This window comes from Gilliamella sp. B3783 (assembly GCF_026536125.1).
GTDB lineage: Bacteria > Pseudomonadota > Gammaproteobacteria > Enterobacterales > Orbaceae > Gilliamella.
This window is the reverse complement of sequence record NZ_JAFNOU010000001.1, coordinates 33,079-48,819: the sequence shown is the minus strand read 5'-3', so window position 1 is coordinate 48,819 and position 15,741 is coordinate 33,079. Positions and strand designations below refer to the sequence as shown.

The following is a 15,741-nucleotide window of genomic DNA, read 5'->3' as shown; positions in this document are numbered from 1 at the left end:
ATCTACCCCTCCTGCTTTTTAAGCAGAAAAATACTAGCACCAAGCACTATTGGTATGGTAATTAATAAAGCCAAAATAGAGTTATGCAAATCAACAAAATTTAATGCTTTATTGAATATCCCACGCGCAATAATTAGCATATGGGTTGTAGGGTAAACTTCACCAATATATCGACCACTCCCTTCTAACGAGGCGACGGGATTTAACAATCCAGAAAACTGTATAGCAGGTAGCATGGTTCCAACACAAGTCAAGAAGATAACGGCAATTTGACTGCGTGTTATGGTTGATGCTAACAATCCAAATCCTGTAGAAATAATACAATAAGCAAAAGCAGCTAAACATAGAGTAAACAAACTACCTTTAATTGGCACCCCAAATATTGTAATTGCCATAATCAATAGCAATAGAAAGCTAAACATAGAAATAATAATATAAGGAACTTGTTTACCTAATAAGAACTCAGCCCGTGTTACCGGCGTGACATATAAATTAATGATTGAGCCCATCTCTTTTTCACGAACGACAGATAATGCCGCCAACATAGAAGGAATCATTAGCAATAAAATTGGAATAACGGCTGGAACCATCGATGGTAAGCTTTTAATATCGGGATTATAGCGGTACCGGGTTTCAATATTGGCCAAGCTAGATGATTGTGAACTGGAGCTTTCTTTGTTTTTTTCACTTAACCAAGCAAGATGCATACCTTGAACATAGCCTTTAATGGTATCAGCTCGCATTGGCATAGCACCATCAATCCATATAGCAATATCAACCGGATCACCACGTTGCACATCTCGACCAAAATTTGGTGGAATTTCAATAGCTAGCGCTATCTTATTACTACGCAATCTTGCATCCATATCATTATAGTCAGTTAAAGGAGGCTGTTCTATAAAATAGCGTTTAGATCCTGACAAATTAAGCGTGTAATTTTGACTAAGCTCACTCTGATCACGATCTAATACTGCAAAGCGTAAATCCTCAACATCCATCGTTATTCCATATCCCATCACGAGCATTAAGATCGCTGATCCTAACAAGGCTAATAATGCGCGAAGTGGATCACGTGATAATTCTAAAGTTTCACGCCATAAGCAACCAATCATGCGAGTAAAGCTGAAGCCTCTAAGGTGATGCTGCTCTTGAGTATGATCTTGATCATTAGTAACCGTTTTAGCATTCGTTGCTGAATTTTCATCGGCATGACTATCATCCGCACCTGCTTCAACTAAATAATCAATAAAAGCTTCTTCTAGTGTTTTAGCTTTTTTTGACGCAATAATATTATCTGGGGTATCACTTGCTAATACTTTACCAGCATGCATTAACGATATTCTATCGCACCTTGCTGCTTCGTTCATAAAATGGGTAGTAATAAAGACAGTAACTTTATCTTGTCTTGATAATTCAATAATTAAACGCCAAAAGTCATCACGGGCTATAGGATCGACACCTGAAGTGGGTTCATCGAGAATAAGAATTTCAGGATTATGCACAACAGCAACAGAGAGTGATAATCGCTGTTTAACGCCTAAAGGTAAACTATCAGGTAAACTTTGCCTATGTTGTTCAAGTCCAAAACGTTTAACTAATTGTTCAACGCGTTCTGGTATTTTGCTTTCTGCGATACCAAATAGACGAGCATGCAACACAAGATTCTGTTCAACCGTCAATTCACTATACAATGAAAAAGCTTGTGACATATAACCTAAGTGGCGCCTGACATTAATATCACTGGCATCAACTGGCTTACCAAATAACCATGCTTGCCCTGACGAAATCGGTAATAAACCAGTAAGCATTTTCATGGTTGTTGATTTGCCACAACCATTAGATCCTAAAAAGCCAAAAATTTCCCCTTGTTTAATCGAAAAATTAACATGATCAACAGCGATAAAATCACCGAATTGTTTAGTTAAATCTTTTGCTTCGATGGCTACTTGTAAATCTTTTGAAAGATCTAAGGGTGGAATTTCGACGGGTTGATAACCTTGTTTTGCATCTTCTGGCATTAATTGGATGAAAGCATCATCTAAATTATCTTTTCCAGTTTGGTTTAATAGCGATTGAGGCGTTCCAGTTTCAAGGATTTTTCCGCCATACATAGCAACTAACCAATCAAAATTTTGTGCTTCATCCATGTAAGCAGTAGCTACAATCACGCTCATTTGTGGTCTTTGCGAACGAATTTTGTTAATCAGTTGCCAAAATTGAGCACGTGAAAGCGGATCGACCCCTGTTGTAGGCTCATCAAGAATTAATAAATCAGGATCATGAATTAAAGCAGAACATAAACTAACTTTTTGTTTCATCCCACCGGATAAACGACCGGCAGGTCTGGATAAAAATGGATAAAGTCCTGTGCTATGCGTTAATTCATCAATGCGACGTCGCCGTTCGGCCGCATCATTACCAAAAAGCCGAGCAAAAAATTGTAAATTTTCTTCAACGGATAATGTTGGATATAAATTTTTACCTAAGCCTTGAGGCATGTAAGCAATACGGGTACAAACTTTATTGCGATGTGATTTATCGTGCATATCACCATCTAAAACATACACCACCCCTTCTTGAATAACATGTGCACCAGCAATGAGTGACAATAAACTTGATTTACCTACCCCATCAGGTCCAATCAATCCTACCATGCACTTTGGTGGAATTTGTAAACTCACATTATTCAACGCACAGGTTTTTTTATAATGCAACGTCACATTTGAAACGGTTACCACTGCGTCATCTATCGATTTAACATTATGAGCGATAGATAAATCTTTATTGTCTGATTCTGACATAAGCTATCTCCAATTATTTAGTTGGACATTTAGCAACATCAGATAACTTAGCTGGCCACGGAGTTTTAGGATCGATCCGTACCCAAGCAACGCCAGGCACACCAGTTTTAACTTGAGTAAGATAACATTGTAATAATTCTGGGCTTAGTTGAGCTTTAACCCTGAACATTAATTTTTGACGCTCATCTTTGGTTTCAACAGTTTTAGGGGTAAATTGTGCCACACTAGAGACAAATGAAACTTTAGCCGAAATCGCAACATCTGGAAGCGCATCTAAGACTAATCTAACTTCATCACCAATCGCTACTTTTCCAGCTATGGTTTCGGGTAAAAAGAAGGTTAAGTAAACATCGGATAAATTAACCAGATTCAAAACCTTTCCACCAGCAGGCAATACTTCACTAACTTGTGCTATACGATATTGAATTCTCCCATCAACAGGGGCGGTTAATGTACTATCATCTATATCTGCTTGAATTTTTGTAATATTAGCACTAGCAACATTAATCGCTGAATGAGAACTATCCACACCTGCTTGAGCAACCTCAATAGCAGCATCAGCGGCTGTCACTTGGGATTTTGCAGAATCTAACGCTGCTTTTGCACTATTCACTTTTGCGGTATCGTCATCAAATTGTTGGATAGATAATGCCCCTTTTTGGTAAAGAGTTGTTGTTCGTTGTAAATGTTTTTGAGCAATATCGAGATCACTTTCCCGTTGATTCACATCAGCTTGAGCAGCGACTTTATCACTCATTTTTAGCGAGACTTGGGCTTTGGAACTTGCTTCATTACTTATGGCCTGTCGATATTGAGCTTGTGCTTCGTTCAATTGAGCTTGCAAGGTATTGGTTTGCATAATAACTAATGGTTGGCCTGCTTTAACAAAATCACCTTCATTAACGTTAATTTTCTCGATTCTGCCAGCAAGCTTTGTTGAAATATTAATTTCTGTCGCCTCTATACGACCATTGCCACTTACAAAATCTGGACCAAATCCATCAGTTTTTAATTGTTGCCACAAGATACCACCACCAATAACAACGACAACAACAATAAGACCCCATTTCTTACTTATTTGTTTCATGACCTACATCCCATTTTAAACTGATTATTTATATTATAAATTTCATAACGTTAATGTGTGTTTTATATGCATAATGCATCGACATGGGTTAAATAATATCAGATGTTTTTTATAAATAAAATCAACTATAAAAACAAAGGCAGTAAAAGCTAAAAAATTTAATTTAAAACATCAAGGATGTTTAAAAAACATGAGTAATCATAAAGAAAAGTGTACTTCAATTCAGAAAGCTTATTAATCAATTATTGGTAAATTAACCCTTTTTGATAAATACGTATTTATTATCTACGCCATGGATTTATCTAATTTATTTCAAATAATGTATTAATCCGCTATCTACAAATTAACTATTTTTGTATCAAAGCACGTTATCGACTATAACGTTTAATATTATCTGACTAAAACTTTATAAAATTGAAATTCATCTTATAAAATAATTAATGAAACCATTTAGTTGTATATAGGAAAATGATAATGTAAGTGGTATGCTTGCGAGAACGATTATTCGACATTAAGATTTTTTTCACAAGGTGATTTTTATGACACTTCCTTCTTTTTTAACACTTTATAACGAACTTATTTCGACTCCAACCATTAGTAATGTAACCAATGCTAAATTAGATTATTCCAATAAACCACTCATAGATAAATTAGCCAATTGGTTTGAAGAGCTTGGATTTACTATCGAAATTCAAGCTGTCCCAAATACGCGTCATAAGTTTAATATGCTCGCAACGTATTCAAATAGTAACAATAAAACTCAAGGTGGCTTATTATTAAGTGGTCATAGTGATACAGTGCCATTTGATGATGGGCAATGGACAAAAGATCCATTCAAATTAACTGAAGAAAATAATAAGTTATATGGACTTGGTACCGCTGATATGAAAGGATTTTTTGCTTTTATTCTCGATGCTTTGCGCGATATTGATCTAAAAAAACTCACCAAACCAATCTATGTTCTTGCTACTGCCGATGAAGAAACCTCAATGGCTGGTGCTTCATTTTTTGCTAAACAAACTCAATTAAAACCTGATTGCACAATTATTGGCGAACCCACATCATTAATTCCTATCCGAGCTCACAAAGGTTTTTTATCCAATTCAATTAAAGTTATTGGTAAGTCTGGGCACTCAAGCGATCCGGACAAAGGCATTAATGCAATTGAAGTAATGCATTTAGCTATTGAACGTCTATTAATCCTTAAACAAAAATTCAAAGAACAATATCATAATGATGGCTTTAGTGTGCCCTATCCTACCTTGAATTTAGGTGTGATTCATGGCGGTGATGCGGCTAATCGCATTTGTGGCTGTTGTGAATTAATTATTGATATTCGGGTATTACCAGATAATGATGTTGACACATTATATAATGCGCTATGTGAAGCATTACAACCCGTGATGGATAAATATCCCAATAGGCTGTCAGTTGAATACGAAGTTGCACCCATTCCAGGTTATGAATGTAAAAAAGATCATCCCGCATTACAACATATTGAACAGCTAGTTGGTCACACCGCTCAAACGGTTAATTACAGCACTGAAGCGCCTTATTTAAATCAAATTGCGCCAACCATAGTTTTAGGTCCTGGCTCGATTGAACAAGCTCATCAACCAGACGAGTTTATTTCAATGGACTTTATAAAACCAACAAAAGTAACGATTGAAAATTTGATTAAAGATTTTTGCATCTAACCATAGAAACACGCCGACTCCGTCGGCGAATAAAGTTATCTTGAATTATGTTAATGTGTCATTTTTATGGTTATTTCCCCATTGGCAAAGCATATCTAAAATCGGTACCAAAGATTTACCTCGGTCTAATAACCCATATTCCACTTTAGGGGGAATTTTCGGATATTCTTTTCTGAAAATCAATTTATCCCTTTCCATCTCTTTTAAAGTATTACTTAGCGTTTTAAACGAAATGTTATTGATACTCCGTTTAAGTTCATTAAATCGCATTGATGGTTGATTTTCGTTTAACCAATAAAGAATAACAATCTTGTACTTGCCTCGAATCATTGAAAGTGTGTAATTAAATCCACTATTCTCAAAATGATCCTTGGCACAATGATGATTTTCCATGTTTACACTCTCCCTAACGATAGTACATAACTGTAATTACCGTACTTTAAAAATAATGGTATCAAGACTATTATGGCTCAATTATAAATAGATAAGAGATATTTACAATGAAACAGACTTTAGTGATTATTGCTCATCCAGATTTAGCTTCTTCAAAGGTTAACCGATGCTGGTTTAATAAATTAAATCAATATCATGATCAAATAACCCTGCATGATCTTTATTCACACTACCTCTCACATAAAATAGATCCGAGTTTTGAGCAAAACTTAATTGAAAATCATCAAAACTTAGTTATTCAATTTCCAATATATTGGTTTAATTGCCCGCCATTATTAAAACAGTGGCTCGATGAGGTTATGACTTATGGTTGGGCCTTTGGCTCTTCGGGAAATAAATTAAAAAATAAAAAAGTAGGATTAGCGGTTTCAGCGGGCATAAAAAAAGCTGACTACTGCGAATCGGGACAGTATAAATATACGCTCGAGCAAATTCTAAGACCATTCGAATTAACAATGAATTATGTTCAAGCTGATTATCAGCCCCTTTTTGCGATTTATGGCGCAAATAATGAGCCAGACTACCCAGATAAAATTACACAAAACGATATCGAAAAAAGTGCAGACAATTATGTAATTTGGATGAAAAATTTAGGAATGCTAATTTAAATTATTTAATTAAAGTACATTCATGCCTATCATTAAATAAAGCTATTAACAGTTAAAAATATAACTTAAATTACCAACAATGTAGCGAATTTTTCATTGAAATTGGTACATATGATTCTATTTTTAAACAGAAAAATAAAACAACCAAGGCACCTAAATAGTGTTTACAAATATTTAAGGTTTTTAGATCTAATTGCCCTTTATTACCAAATTGATGCAGTAGCGAACAATCCGGCAATAACGGTAAACCAGATTAAACTTGAAAAGTGGCAAAATCAGTCGCGATCTCACTATTCGCAAATACTGTTTTCGCTTCCTCCACTAATTTTTGATTATCTTTTGCGTTATAACGAGGGCTAATATGCGTTATGATTAGGCGTTTAGCGTTAGCTTGTTTTGCAATTGTGGCTGCATGAACAGTAGTTGAATGCCCACGCTCAAGGGCTTTCTCACTTAAGGCATCTTCCTGTGTAGCTTCATGCACCAGCAAATCAACATCGTTAGCCAATTCAACTGACGCATCACAAGGTATTGTATCACCTAAAATTGCCAGTTTTTTACCTTTTCGAATATCGCCTTGATAATCACGCCCATCAATTACTCGCCCATCTTCAAGCGTGACGGTTTTTCCTTCCTTCAAGGATGAGTAAAGCGAACCAATATGAATCCCATCTTGCTGTAATTTATCAATATCTAACGTTGCAGGTAGATCTTTTTGGATTATTCGATACCCAAAACACGGTATACGATGTTGTAATAATTTAGCTTCAACACAAAACTGATCATCGTCAAAAACAGTGCCATTCGCTTCTAATTCGATAATATTAAGAGGATAAGTTAACCAAGATTGACTGACTTCAATTACTGTCTCAATAAATCGCTTGATCCCTTTTGGGGCAATTAATGTTAGAGGTGATTGATTCTGTAGTAAAGAACGACTGGTTAACACACCCGGTAAGCCAAACAGATGATCACCATGCAGGTGGGTTAAAAAAATCACCTCCAATTTAGCCAAGCTAAATTTCGCTTTTTGCATCTGCATTTGTGTGGCTTCACCACAATCAAAAAGCCAGAGTCGCCCTCGTTCTTGCCTAACATCTAGCATAATACTACTAACATTACGTTCAGCCGTTGGTGAGCCGGCACTGGTGCCTAAAAAGGTTATGTTCATAAAATCTATCTATTATTTTTGTTTTTGTACTCAATATAAGAATAGCTCAACTGTTGGCTATTCAACTATTTATTATAGTAACCTTGGTTTATTTATTTTTTAAATTCAGATCAGAAAGTTCATGACCAAGGTGATCGGCTTGGCGATAATTAAGTTTGGTTACACAAGTTAAACGCCGCATTTCAAGTGCATTAGTTATTGCACCACCGCCTAAAGATTTGAAATATTGGCAATGTACATCACGATAATGAGCAAACGCTTTGTTAGATAGAGTCAATTTGCGTTTAGCTAAAAGCGTAAACTGCTCATCGTCATCCCATTTTGAAAGTAAATTAAAAGCGTTTTGCTCCGCCTGCTGTAAAGCAAGTTGGCTTTGTTTAGCCTGTTTTTGTAAACACACTAATCGATCTGATTGTGAAAAAGCCTCACACTCATCAAGCTGGGCTATCATTTTATCGGCCAAGTCAGCAGTTGTAGAGGCAAAAATACTAAAGGATGATAAATTCAATGTTAACACTACAATTAACGTAACTATTCTCATTTTTGATTATTTATCATCACATACCTAACATATTGTTCATATCTGATAATGAAGGTACAGCATCAATTGATTTATGCAATCTTATTGATGAATAACGATATTGATGATGAGATACTAAATATTTTTTCGCTCAATAGTCTGCTCACCCCAAAATAGCTTGTCTGCTTTAGTTTTAGAAAAAGCAAGTTTTAAAACCTCATCACTCCCTTCTGACCAAATTTGTTCAGCTAACTTTTCATCGTGATTGGCTAATTCAAAAATAGCTTCTGCAATTTCAATTGAAGTTTCACGAACACTAGCCCACGCACGAATTTCATGTATATCTTTTTTAATTAAATTCATCTTATTGCTCCTTCTTTGATAAGATTATGTGTAAAATAAACCTAAATCAGACAAAATTCAATAGGTGATGAATATATGCTTACAGTTATCTCCCCTGCAAAAACACTTGATTATCAAAGTCCACTTATTACCAAACAAAATACTTTACCGCAATTTTTACATCAATCAGAAAAACTCATTATGGATTGTAAAAAATTGAACGTTGAAGATTTGTCTAAATTAATGGCTATAAGTTCTAACTTAGCTGAAGTTAATTATGAACGTTTTCAAAATTGGCATAGTGATTTTAATCTTGAAAATGCAAGGCAAGCTATTTTGGCATTTAAAGGTGATGTTTACGAAGGGCTTCATGTTCAGGATTTTAATGAGAAAGAGTTACAATTTGCTCAGTCTCATTTAAGAATTTTGTCGGGACTGTACGGTATCTTAAGGCCTCTTGATTTAATTCAACCTTACCGCCTCGAAATGGGAATTCGCTTAAAAAATGGTAAAAATACCAATCTTTATCAATTTTGGGGTGAACAATTAACTGAGAGCCTAAATAAAGAATTAGCTAAAACACCAAAACCAACGCTACTCAACTTAGCATCAAATGAATATTTTAAAGCGATCAAACCAAAACAATTAAAAGCAACAATTATTCAACCCGTTTTTTTAGATAAAAGCAAAGATGAATATAAAGTGATCAGCTTTTATGCTAAAAAAGCACGTGGATTAATGAGTCGCTTTATTATAAAAAATAGCATTGATAACAGCGAGGATATTAAAAATTTTAATTTGGAAGGCTATCAGTTTGATGCCAAACGTTCAACTGAATTAGAATGGTACTTCACGCGAAAGCATTAACTTAATGTAGAATGATCAAATGGAATTCCTTTTTACCTTATGGTTACAATTTTTAGCAACGCTGCCTCTATTTATTTTAATTTTATTGGGTTACTTAGCCATTAAATTGGGTAAATGGCAAAAAACAGTGACTGATAGCTTAACCAAATTTACATTTTATATAGCGTTTCCAATTATGCTATTTCAGATAATGAGTCATTTTTCTGAGCACTCGCATATTGATATTAAGCTATTATTAGTCTTTTTTGGTGGTACATTTATAGTGTTTGCTATTGGTTGCGTTATTGCATCTAAATTATTTAAATTAAATGGCAGTGAAAGTACGATGTTTGCAATGGGCGGCATTTACACAAATACGGTTTTTGTCGGCATCCCCATTATTAAAATGTTGTTAGGCGATAGTGCTATCCCAATCGTTGCCATCATTGTTATATTTAATGCATTAATTTTATGGACATTGGCTAGTGTATCGATTGAATTTGTCCAAATAGGTAAACTATCGTTTAAGAGCATACTGCAAGCGTTTAAAAAAGTATCAAAAAACCCTATCATTATCGGCATTTTTTTTGGTCTTATTGTAAATTACTCTGGAATTCCTTTGCCAAAATTTATTAACCAATCAAGCCAAATGGTTAGCGATATGACTGCACCACTTTCGCTAATCGTATTAGGAATGGGGCTTGCCGAATATAAGCTTCGCGATAATATTTTGATTACGACAGCAATCTGTACATTAAAATTAGCGGTGTTACCCATTGTTACCTATATTTTAGGTAAACTCATTGGGCTACCAACTTTAGAATTACAAGTCGTTGTGCTATTAAGTTCTGTGTCGATTGCCATCAATTGTTATATGATGGCAAGGCAATTTGCTGTATTACAAGGTCCAATTGCTTCAAGTTTGTTGATATCAACGGCATTATCATCCGTGACAACACCGTTAATTCTATCCATAATGTTACAGCTTGCTTAGAAAAATTAATTTGCCTCTAATTTTTTGAATTTATGATGCAAAATCAAAGCAAAAACAATAACGACACTACCTAGTGAAAAACGGCCCCAATCAATCGATTGATGCCAAATAACAACATTCACTAAAATACCTGTTGGTATAACCACATTATTCATAATGGCTAAGGTGCCAGAATCGACTTTTGTCGCACCATAATTCCATAAAAAATAGCATAACCCCGATGCCACAACTCCAAGCCATACAATAATCCACCATTGTATGCTACTCGTCGGCAATTTAGATGAATTGCCAAATATTAACCAGCCAATACTTGCAACTATAATCGCGCCTAAATAGACCCACGCAAAAGCGTGATGTTGCGGCAGTGGATAGAGTTCCATGATTCGTTTATAACCAACCTGCCCTAATGCAAACACAATATTCGCGCCTTGAATCAATAAAAATCCAATAATAAATTGACTACTAATATGATCATAACGAATTATTGCTGCACCAATAACAGCAATAACAGCCGTTAATAAATACGACAGTCTTAACCGATGGCGCTGCAATAAATCATAAATAATTGTGACATAAATAGGGGTAGTAATAGTAAAGAGTAATACTTCTGGGACTGAAATATATTGGAAAGAATTATAATAAAAAAAATACATAATGCCCAATTGACATGCGCCAACCCCCATTAACGATACCATCTGTTTTGGCAAAATATTTTTGATACGAAAAAAAGGAATAAAAGTAACAAATGCTAAAAGTACACGCATTACCACAGCAAACCAAGTATCCACTTGTCCACTTAAATAAATGCCAATAAAACTGAAAGAAAACGACCAGACAATTGTCACAATAATAAGATATAGCATAATTAATCTAAAGTAATAATGATCAGGCAGGCATGGTATCAATCCGCGCCTTTAATGTAAACAAAATTTAAACTTAAATGTTTACCATCATTGACCACATTAAATAACCAATAAAAGGGAGATATAAAACACTAAACAATAATCCTCAATAACGATTAATTATGGCATAATGTGCGCCAAATTATATTTTGGCTATTTTACAACATGGCTTTGAGCAAAATAGCCTTAACAATTCGAGAGTATAAATAAGTGTTAAGTACAAATAACATCACAATGCAATTTGGCAGTAAACCTTTATTTGAAAACATTTCTGTTAAGTTTGGTAATGGTAATCGCTATGGTCTTATTGGTGCCAATGGTAGTGGTAAATCAACTTTTATGAAGATTATTGGTGGTGATTTAGTTCCAACTTCAGGTAATGTTGCTTTAGATCCACATGAAAGACTAGGTAAATTGCGTCAAGATCAGTTCGCCTTTGAAACATTCACGGTTCTTGATACTGTCATTATGGGCCATACTGAACTGTGGCAAATTAAACAAGAGCGTGATCGCATCTACGCTCTGCCCGAAATGAGTGAAGAAGATGGTTTTAAAGTTGCCGATTTAGAAACGCAGTATGCCGAAATGGATGGTTACAGTGCTGAAGCTCGCGCAGGCGAATTATTATTGGGCGTTGGTATTCCCATTGAACAACATTATGGATTAATGAGTGAGATAGCGCCAGGTTGGAAGTTAAGAGTCCTTTTAGCACAAGCACTGTTTTCTAATCCCGATATTTTATTATTAGATGAACCAACCAATAACCTTGATATTGACACTATCCGTTGGTTAGAAGATACCCTTAATGAACGTGAAAGTACCATGATTATTATTTCGCATGATCGCCATTTTCTCAATATGGTTTGTACCCATATGGCAGATTTGGATTATGGTGAATTGCGCATCTATCCAGGTAATTACGATGATTACATGACGGCATCAACGCAAGCCAGAGAGCGTTTATTAGCCGATAATGCCAAAAAGAAAGCACAAATTAATGAATTACAATCGTTTGTTAGTCGCTTTAGTGCTAACGCATCAAAATCAAAACAAGCGACATCACGCGCAAAGCAGATTGAAAAAATTAAATTAGAAGAAGTTAAAGCTTCTAGTCGGCAAAATCCATTTATCCGTTTTGAGCAAGATAAAAAATTATTCCGTAATGCACTTGTCGTTGAAAATCTCACCAAAGGATTTGATAACGGACCACTATTTAAAGATCTTAATTTAATGGTTGAGGTCGGTGAAAAAGTGGCTATTTTGGGGACTAATGGTATTGGTAAATCAACCTTACTTAAAACGTTAATGGGCGAACTAACACCTGAATCAGGTGATATTAAATGGTCAGAAAATGCCAATATTGGTTATTATGCCCAAGATCATGAATATGAATTTGAAGAAGACTTAACGGTATTTGACTGGATGAGTCAATGGAAACAACCAACCGATGATGAACAAGCGGTTCGAAGTATTTTAGGGCGTTTACTATTTTCACAAGATGATATAAAGAAACAAGTTAAAGTATTATCTGGTGGTGAAAAAGGTCGTATGCTATTTGGTAAATTAATGATGCAACGTCCAAATATCATTGTCATGGACGAACCAACCAATCATCTTGATATGGAATCGATTGAATCGTTAAATATGGCATTAGAGCTTTATCAAGGAACGCTATTTTTTGTTTCGCATGACCGTGAATTTGTTAGCTCACTTGCAACTCGTATTATCGAAATCACCCCAGAAAAAGTGATTGATTATACCGGTAATTATGAAGATTACTTGCGTAGCCAAGGGATTGAATAATAATATTGTTTCATTAATAAAAAATAGCCACGTTAGTGGCTATTTTATTATTTATCGAATTAAATGATTAAAAATCTAGTTCATCCCACCAAATATCAATCAATTCACTAGTTTTGACATTTTTTAAACCATGGTTTTCAAGCCATTTAGTGACAACGTCACGGTTCTCATCGGTACAATTACCCAATTTTTGCGTACAAATGATACCTTGCCAACTTAAATACCCACTGCCTTCGTAGGCCAAACCATTTGCTTGTATCGCTTCAATGATAAATTGATCGACAACAGAATCGATGGTTTCTTCACTCGTCCCTTCGTCAAAAGACCAACTGACAGTAAAACCTAACTCTTTAAACTCTTCAATATGTAATTTTTTTCTTAAACGACGACTGCGATTAACTTTAGCCATAATAATATCCTTCTACTTTAGAAAATTTAGTGAGTTTTAGAATATGTATGATGGCTAGATTGCGTCATACTATTCTGATTATTTTTTGAAGTTCGCGTTTGATTAACACGTCTTCTTTTTGCCGGAACCTGTTTTGCTGTCACTTTTTTTACGGGTTCGGCTTTAATTCGAGGATCGACTTCGAATCCCTGAGTAAAAATTTCTGGAATGGTTTTTTTAATCAATTTCTCAATTGATTTTAATTGAGCAAGCTCATCAATACAAACTAATGATATCGCCTGCCCCTGATTTTGAGCTCGTCCTGTTCTACCAATTCGATGCACATAATCTTCTGCCACTTGAGGTAATTCATAATTAACAACATAAGGCAATAATTCAATATCTAAACCTCTGGCCGCGATATCGGTAGCAACCAGCGCTCGTATTTGTCCCGACTTAAAGTCCGCTAAGGCTTTGGTCCTTGCTCCTTGACTTTTGTTACCATGAATTGCCGCAGCTTTAATACCATCTTTGGTGAGCTGTTCAGCAAGATGATTAGCACCATATTTCGTCCGGGTAAAAATTAACACCTGCTGCCATTGATTTTTGCCAATCAAATAAGAAAGAAGTTCACGTTTACGGCGTTTATCAACTCGATGAATATATTGAGTAATTTGTTCTGATGCACTATTAGTTTTGGCTACAGCGATCGATTCGGGTGAATGCAAAAGCGTATTGGCTAATGATTTAATTTCATCCGAAAATGTCGCTGAAAACAATAAATTTTGACGTTTTTTGGGTAACTTTGCGATCACACGACGGATATCATGAATAAAGCCCATATCAAGCATACGGTCAGCTTCGTCCAGAACTAATATTTTAACGGTTGAAAGGTCAACTGCATTTTGCTGAACTAAATCTAATAATCGTCCGGGTGTGGCGATTAAAATATCTACACCACCGCGAAGTTTCATCATTTGTGGATTGATACTTACCCCACCAAACACCACTAATGATCGAACAGCTAGATAGCGACTATAGTCACGAATATTTTCCCCAATTTGCGCAGCAAGTTCACGAGTTGGTGCTAAGATCAAGGCATATAAAGGACGTTTGCCCCTTTTAGGTTCAGATCGATTATTTGTTTTTGCTTGCTGTTCGACTAATTTCTGCAAAATCGGTAAGCCAAAACCTGCCGTCTTACCCGTACCAGTTTGAGCACTGGCCATTAAATCTTTACCTGACAATATTACCGGAATAGCTTGTTGTTGGATAGGGGTCGGATCGGTATAGTTCTGTTCTTCAATAGCTTGTAAAATCTTGGCATCTAAGCCAAGAGAGTCAAATGACATGAAAGGATTCCTAAATAAACGTAAAAAATGAATTATTCATGTGTATTATAAAGCAATTCAATATTAAATGTTTGATTATTTAACCATGCATTAAGGAAAACCTAACACGGTTTAGCTTTCACGGCTTATATCAGGAACAATTCTTTTTTCTCAATTGAAATTAGATAGATAAATCAAAACGAGATAGAACTAGTCCTTTTTTATTCAATAGTAGACTAGTAAAAAGGACAGTAATTCAATGCTCAAGTCTATTTTTTTGTTTATACGTCAAGTAAAGACTTTTAAAAAGTTTAATGAGAAGTAGGACAAAATAACCTATAACGCCTAGGCAGAAATGAAATGGTATGACTAAAGCGAAAGCTAAAACATCCAAACCAACACTTAGCATTGAAAGCACAAATAAAGCAAGAAAAAAAGCGATGAAACAAACGACTAATCCGTAAAACAACCCAATATAAGAAGAAAAACGATCATGATCAGGTAAAATAATTATATCAAATAGTATAGAACAAAATAAAAGAAGCTGGATTAATAACATCGTGCACACCAATACCAACTCAATACTCAATAAATAATCAGGGCAACGAGAGTCCATATTTAATACGTAAATAATGAACAAAACATTTATGCCATAAAGTAAAAAAAACAGAGATAATAAAACTAAATTTCGATTTCTAACCAGTTTTTCCATATATCATTTATCCTTGAGGCTTGGATTTTAATTTCACACTTTTATACGATTGCAATTGAATGTTAATATTGTAAAGTGATTAAAAA

14 protein-coding genes are annotated in these 15,741 nt (G+C 35.1%); 5 read left to right on the top strand and 9 right to left on the bottom strand.

Features of this window, described 5'->3' with window-relative positions:
- Window positions 1–2: 2 nt before the first annotated feature.
- Window positions 3–2,801, bottom strand: coding sequence for a ribosome-associated ATPase/putative transporter RbbA (rbbA, locus tag J3U59_RS00175; RefSeq protein WP_267332864.1), 2,799 nt, complete (start codon window positions 2,799–2,801; stop codon window positions 3–5).
- 13 nt (window positions 2,802–2,814) lie between these two features.
- A complete protein-coding gene (locus J3U59_RS00170) occupies window positions 2,815–3,888 on the bottom strand; it encodes an HlyD family secretion protein (protein ID WP_267332865.1) in 1,074 nt (357 codons plus the stop codon).
- Between the two features lie 533 nt (window positions 3,889–4,421).
- Here J3U59_RS00170 and argE point away from each other — a divergent pair.
- Window positions 4,422–5,585, top strand: coding sequence for an acetylornithine deacetylase (gene argE / locus J3U59_RS00165; RefSeq protein ID WP_267332897.1), 1,164 nt, complete (start codon window positions 4,422–4,424; stop codon window positions 5,583–5,585).
- Window positions 5,586–5,630: 45 nt separating this feature from the next.
- Here the strand turns inward: argE and J3U59_RS00160 are convergent, their stop codons facing one another.
- On the bottom strand, window positions 5,631–5,978 hold the full coding sequence (locus tag J3U59_RS00160; protein WP_267332866.1) for a winged helix-turn-helix transcriptional regulator: 348 nt from the start codon (window positions 5,976–5,978) through the stop codon (window positions 5,631–5,633).
- 107 nt (window positions 5,979–6,085) lie between these two features.
- On the opposite strand from J3U59_RS00160, the gene J3U59_RS00155 reads away from it, so the two are divergent.
- On the top strand, window positions 6,086–6,646 hold the full coding sequence (locus tag J3U59_RS00155; protein ID WP_267332867.1) for an NAD(P)H-dependent oxidoreductase: 561 nt from the start codon (window positions 6,086–6,088) through the stop codon (window positions 6,644–6,646).
- Between the two features lie 253 nt (window positions 6,647–6,899).
- Here J3U59_RS00155 and rnz read toward each other — a convergent pair whose 3' ends face one another.
- From rnz to J3U59_RS00140, 3 genes are all read right to left on the bottom strand, one after another.
- Window positions 6,900–7,817 carry a ribonuclease Z gene (gene rnz, locus J3U59_RS00150; RefSeq protein ID WP_267332868.1) on the bottom strand — a complete coding sequence of 306 codons (918 nt, stop codon included), beginning with the start codon at window positions 7,815–7,817 and terminating at the stop codon, window positions 6,900–6,902.
- Window positions 7,818–7,905: 88 nt separating this feature from the next.
- Window positions 7,906–8,325 carry a lysozyme inhibitor LprI family protein gene (locus tag J3U59_RS00145; RefSeq protein ID WP_267332869.1) on the bottom strand — a complete coding sequence of 140 codons (420 nt, stop codon included), beginning with the start codon at window positions 8,323–8,325 and terminating at the stop codon, window positions 7,906–7,908.
- Between the two features lie 147 nt (window positions 8,326–8,472).
- Window positions 8,473–8,700 carry a YccJ family protein gene (locus J3U59_RS00140; RefSeq protein ID WP_065633582.1) on the bottom strand — a complete coding sequence of 76 codons (228 nt, stop codon included), beginning with the start codon at window positions 8,698–8,700 and terminating at the stop codon, window positions 8,473–8,475.
- A 75-nt stretch (window positions 8,701–8,775) separates the two neighbouring features.
- Here J3U59_RS00140 and yaaA point away from each other — a divergent pair, with 75 nt between their 5' ends.
- Both yaaA and J3U59_RS00130 read left to right on the top strand, forming a co-directional pair.
- Window positions 8,776–9,546: a peroxide stress protein YaaA gene (gene yaaA, locus J3U59_RS00135; RefSeq protein ID WP_267332870.1), complete on the top strand. Its 771-nt coding sequence runs from the start codon at window positions 8,776–8,778 to the stop codon at window positions 9,544–9,546.
- 19 nt (window positions 9,547–9,565) lie between these two features.
- Window positions 9,566–10,519, top strand: a complete 954-nt coding sequence (locus tag J3U59_RS00130) for an AEC family transporter (protein ID WP_267332871.1) — start codon at window positions 9,566–9,568, stop codon at window positions 10,517–10,519.
- Window positions 10,520–10,524: 5 nt separating this feature from the next.
- Here J3U59_RS00130 and J3U59_RS00125 read toward each other — a convergent pair whose 3' ends face one another.
- Window positions 10,525–11,382: a carboxylate/amino acid/amine transporter gene (locus J3U59_RS00125; RefSeq protein WP_267332872.1), complete on the bottom strand. Its 858-nt coding sequence runs from the start codon at window positions 11,380–11,382 to the stop codon at window positions 10,525–10,527.
- Between the two features lie 249 nt (window positions 11,383–11,631).
- On the opposite strand from J3U59_RS00125, the gene J3U59_RS00120 reads away from it, so the two are divergent.
- Window positions 11,632–13,224: an ABC-F family ATPase gene (locus J3U59_RS00120; protein ID WP_267332873.1), complete on the top strand. Its 1,593-nt coding sequence runs from the start codon at window positions 11,632–11,634 to the stop codon at window positions 13,222–13,224.
- A gap of 67 nt (window positions 13,225–13,291) precedes the next feature.
- Here the strand turns inward: J3U59_RS00120 and J3U59_RS00115 are convergent, their stop codons facing one another.
- Window positions 13,292–13,633 carry a YggL family protein gene (locus J3U59_RS00115; RefSeq protein ID WP_267332874.1) on the bottom strand — a complete coding sequence of 114 codons (342 nt, stop codon included), beginning with the start codon at window positions 13,631–13,633 and terminating at the stop codon, window positions 13,292–13,294.
- Window positions 13,634–13,659: 26 nt separating this feature from the next.
- Window positions 13,660–14,964: an ATP-dependent RNA helicase RhlE gene (gene rhlE / locus J3U59_RS00110; RefSeq protein WP_267332875.1), complete on the bottom strand. Its 1,305-nt coding sequence runs from the start codon at window positions 14,962–14,964 to the stop codon at window positions 13,660–13,662.
- Window positions 14,965–15,741 lie beyond the last annotated feature (777 nt).

Excerpts from the sequence above, each read along its gene's own strand:
- rbbA (WP_267332864.1), bottom strand. The coding sequence starts at position 2,801 with ATGTCAGAATCAGACAATAAAGATTTATCTATCGCTCATAATGTTAAA.
- J3U59_RS00170 (WP_267332865.1), bottom strand. The coding sequence starts at position 3,888 with ATGAAACAAATAAGTAAGAAATGGGGTCTTATTGTTGTTGTCGTTGTT.
- J3U59_RS00160 (WP_267332866.1), bottom strand. The coding sequence starts at position 5,978 with ATGGAAAATCATCATTGTGCCAAGGATCATTTTGAGAATAGTGGATTT.
- J3U59_RS00155 (WP_267332867.1), top strand. The coding sequence starts at position 6,086 with ATGAAACAGACTTTAGTGATTATTGCTCATCCAGATTTAGCTTCTTCA.
- rnz (WP_267332868.1), bottom strand. The coding sequence starts at position 7,817 with ATGAACATAACCTTTTTAGGCACCAGTGCCGGCTCACCAACGGCTGAA.
- J3U59_RS00140 (WP_065633582.1), bottom strand. The coding sequence starts at position 8,700 with ATGAATTTAATTAAAAAAGATATACATGAAATTCGTGCGTGGGCTAGT.
- yaaA (WP_267332870.1), top strand. The coding sequence starts at position 8,776 with ATGCTTACAGTTATCTCCCCTGCAAAAACACTTGATTATCAAAGTCCA.
- J3U59_RS00130 (WP_267332871.1), top strand. The coding sequence starts at position 9,566 with ATGGAATTCCTTTTTACCTTATGGTTACAATTTTTAGCAACGCTGCCT.
- J3U59_RS00125 (WP_267332872.1), bottom strand. The coding sequence starts at position 11,382 with ATGCTATATCTTATTATTGTGACAATTGTCTGGTCGTTTTCTTTCAGT.
- J3U59_RS00115 (WP_267332874.1), bottom strand. The coding sequence starts at position 13,633 with ATGGCTAAAGTTAATCGCAGTCGTCGTTTAAGAAAAAAATTACATATT.
- rhlE (WP_267332875.1), bottom strand. The coding sequence starts at position 14,964 with ATGTCATTTGACTCTCTTGGCTTAGATGCCAAGATTTTACAAGCTATT.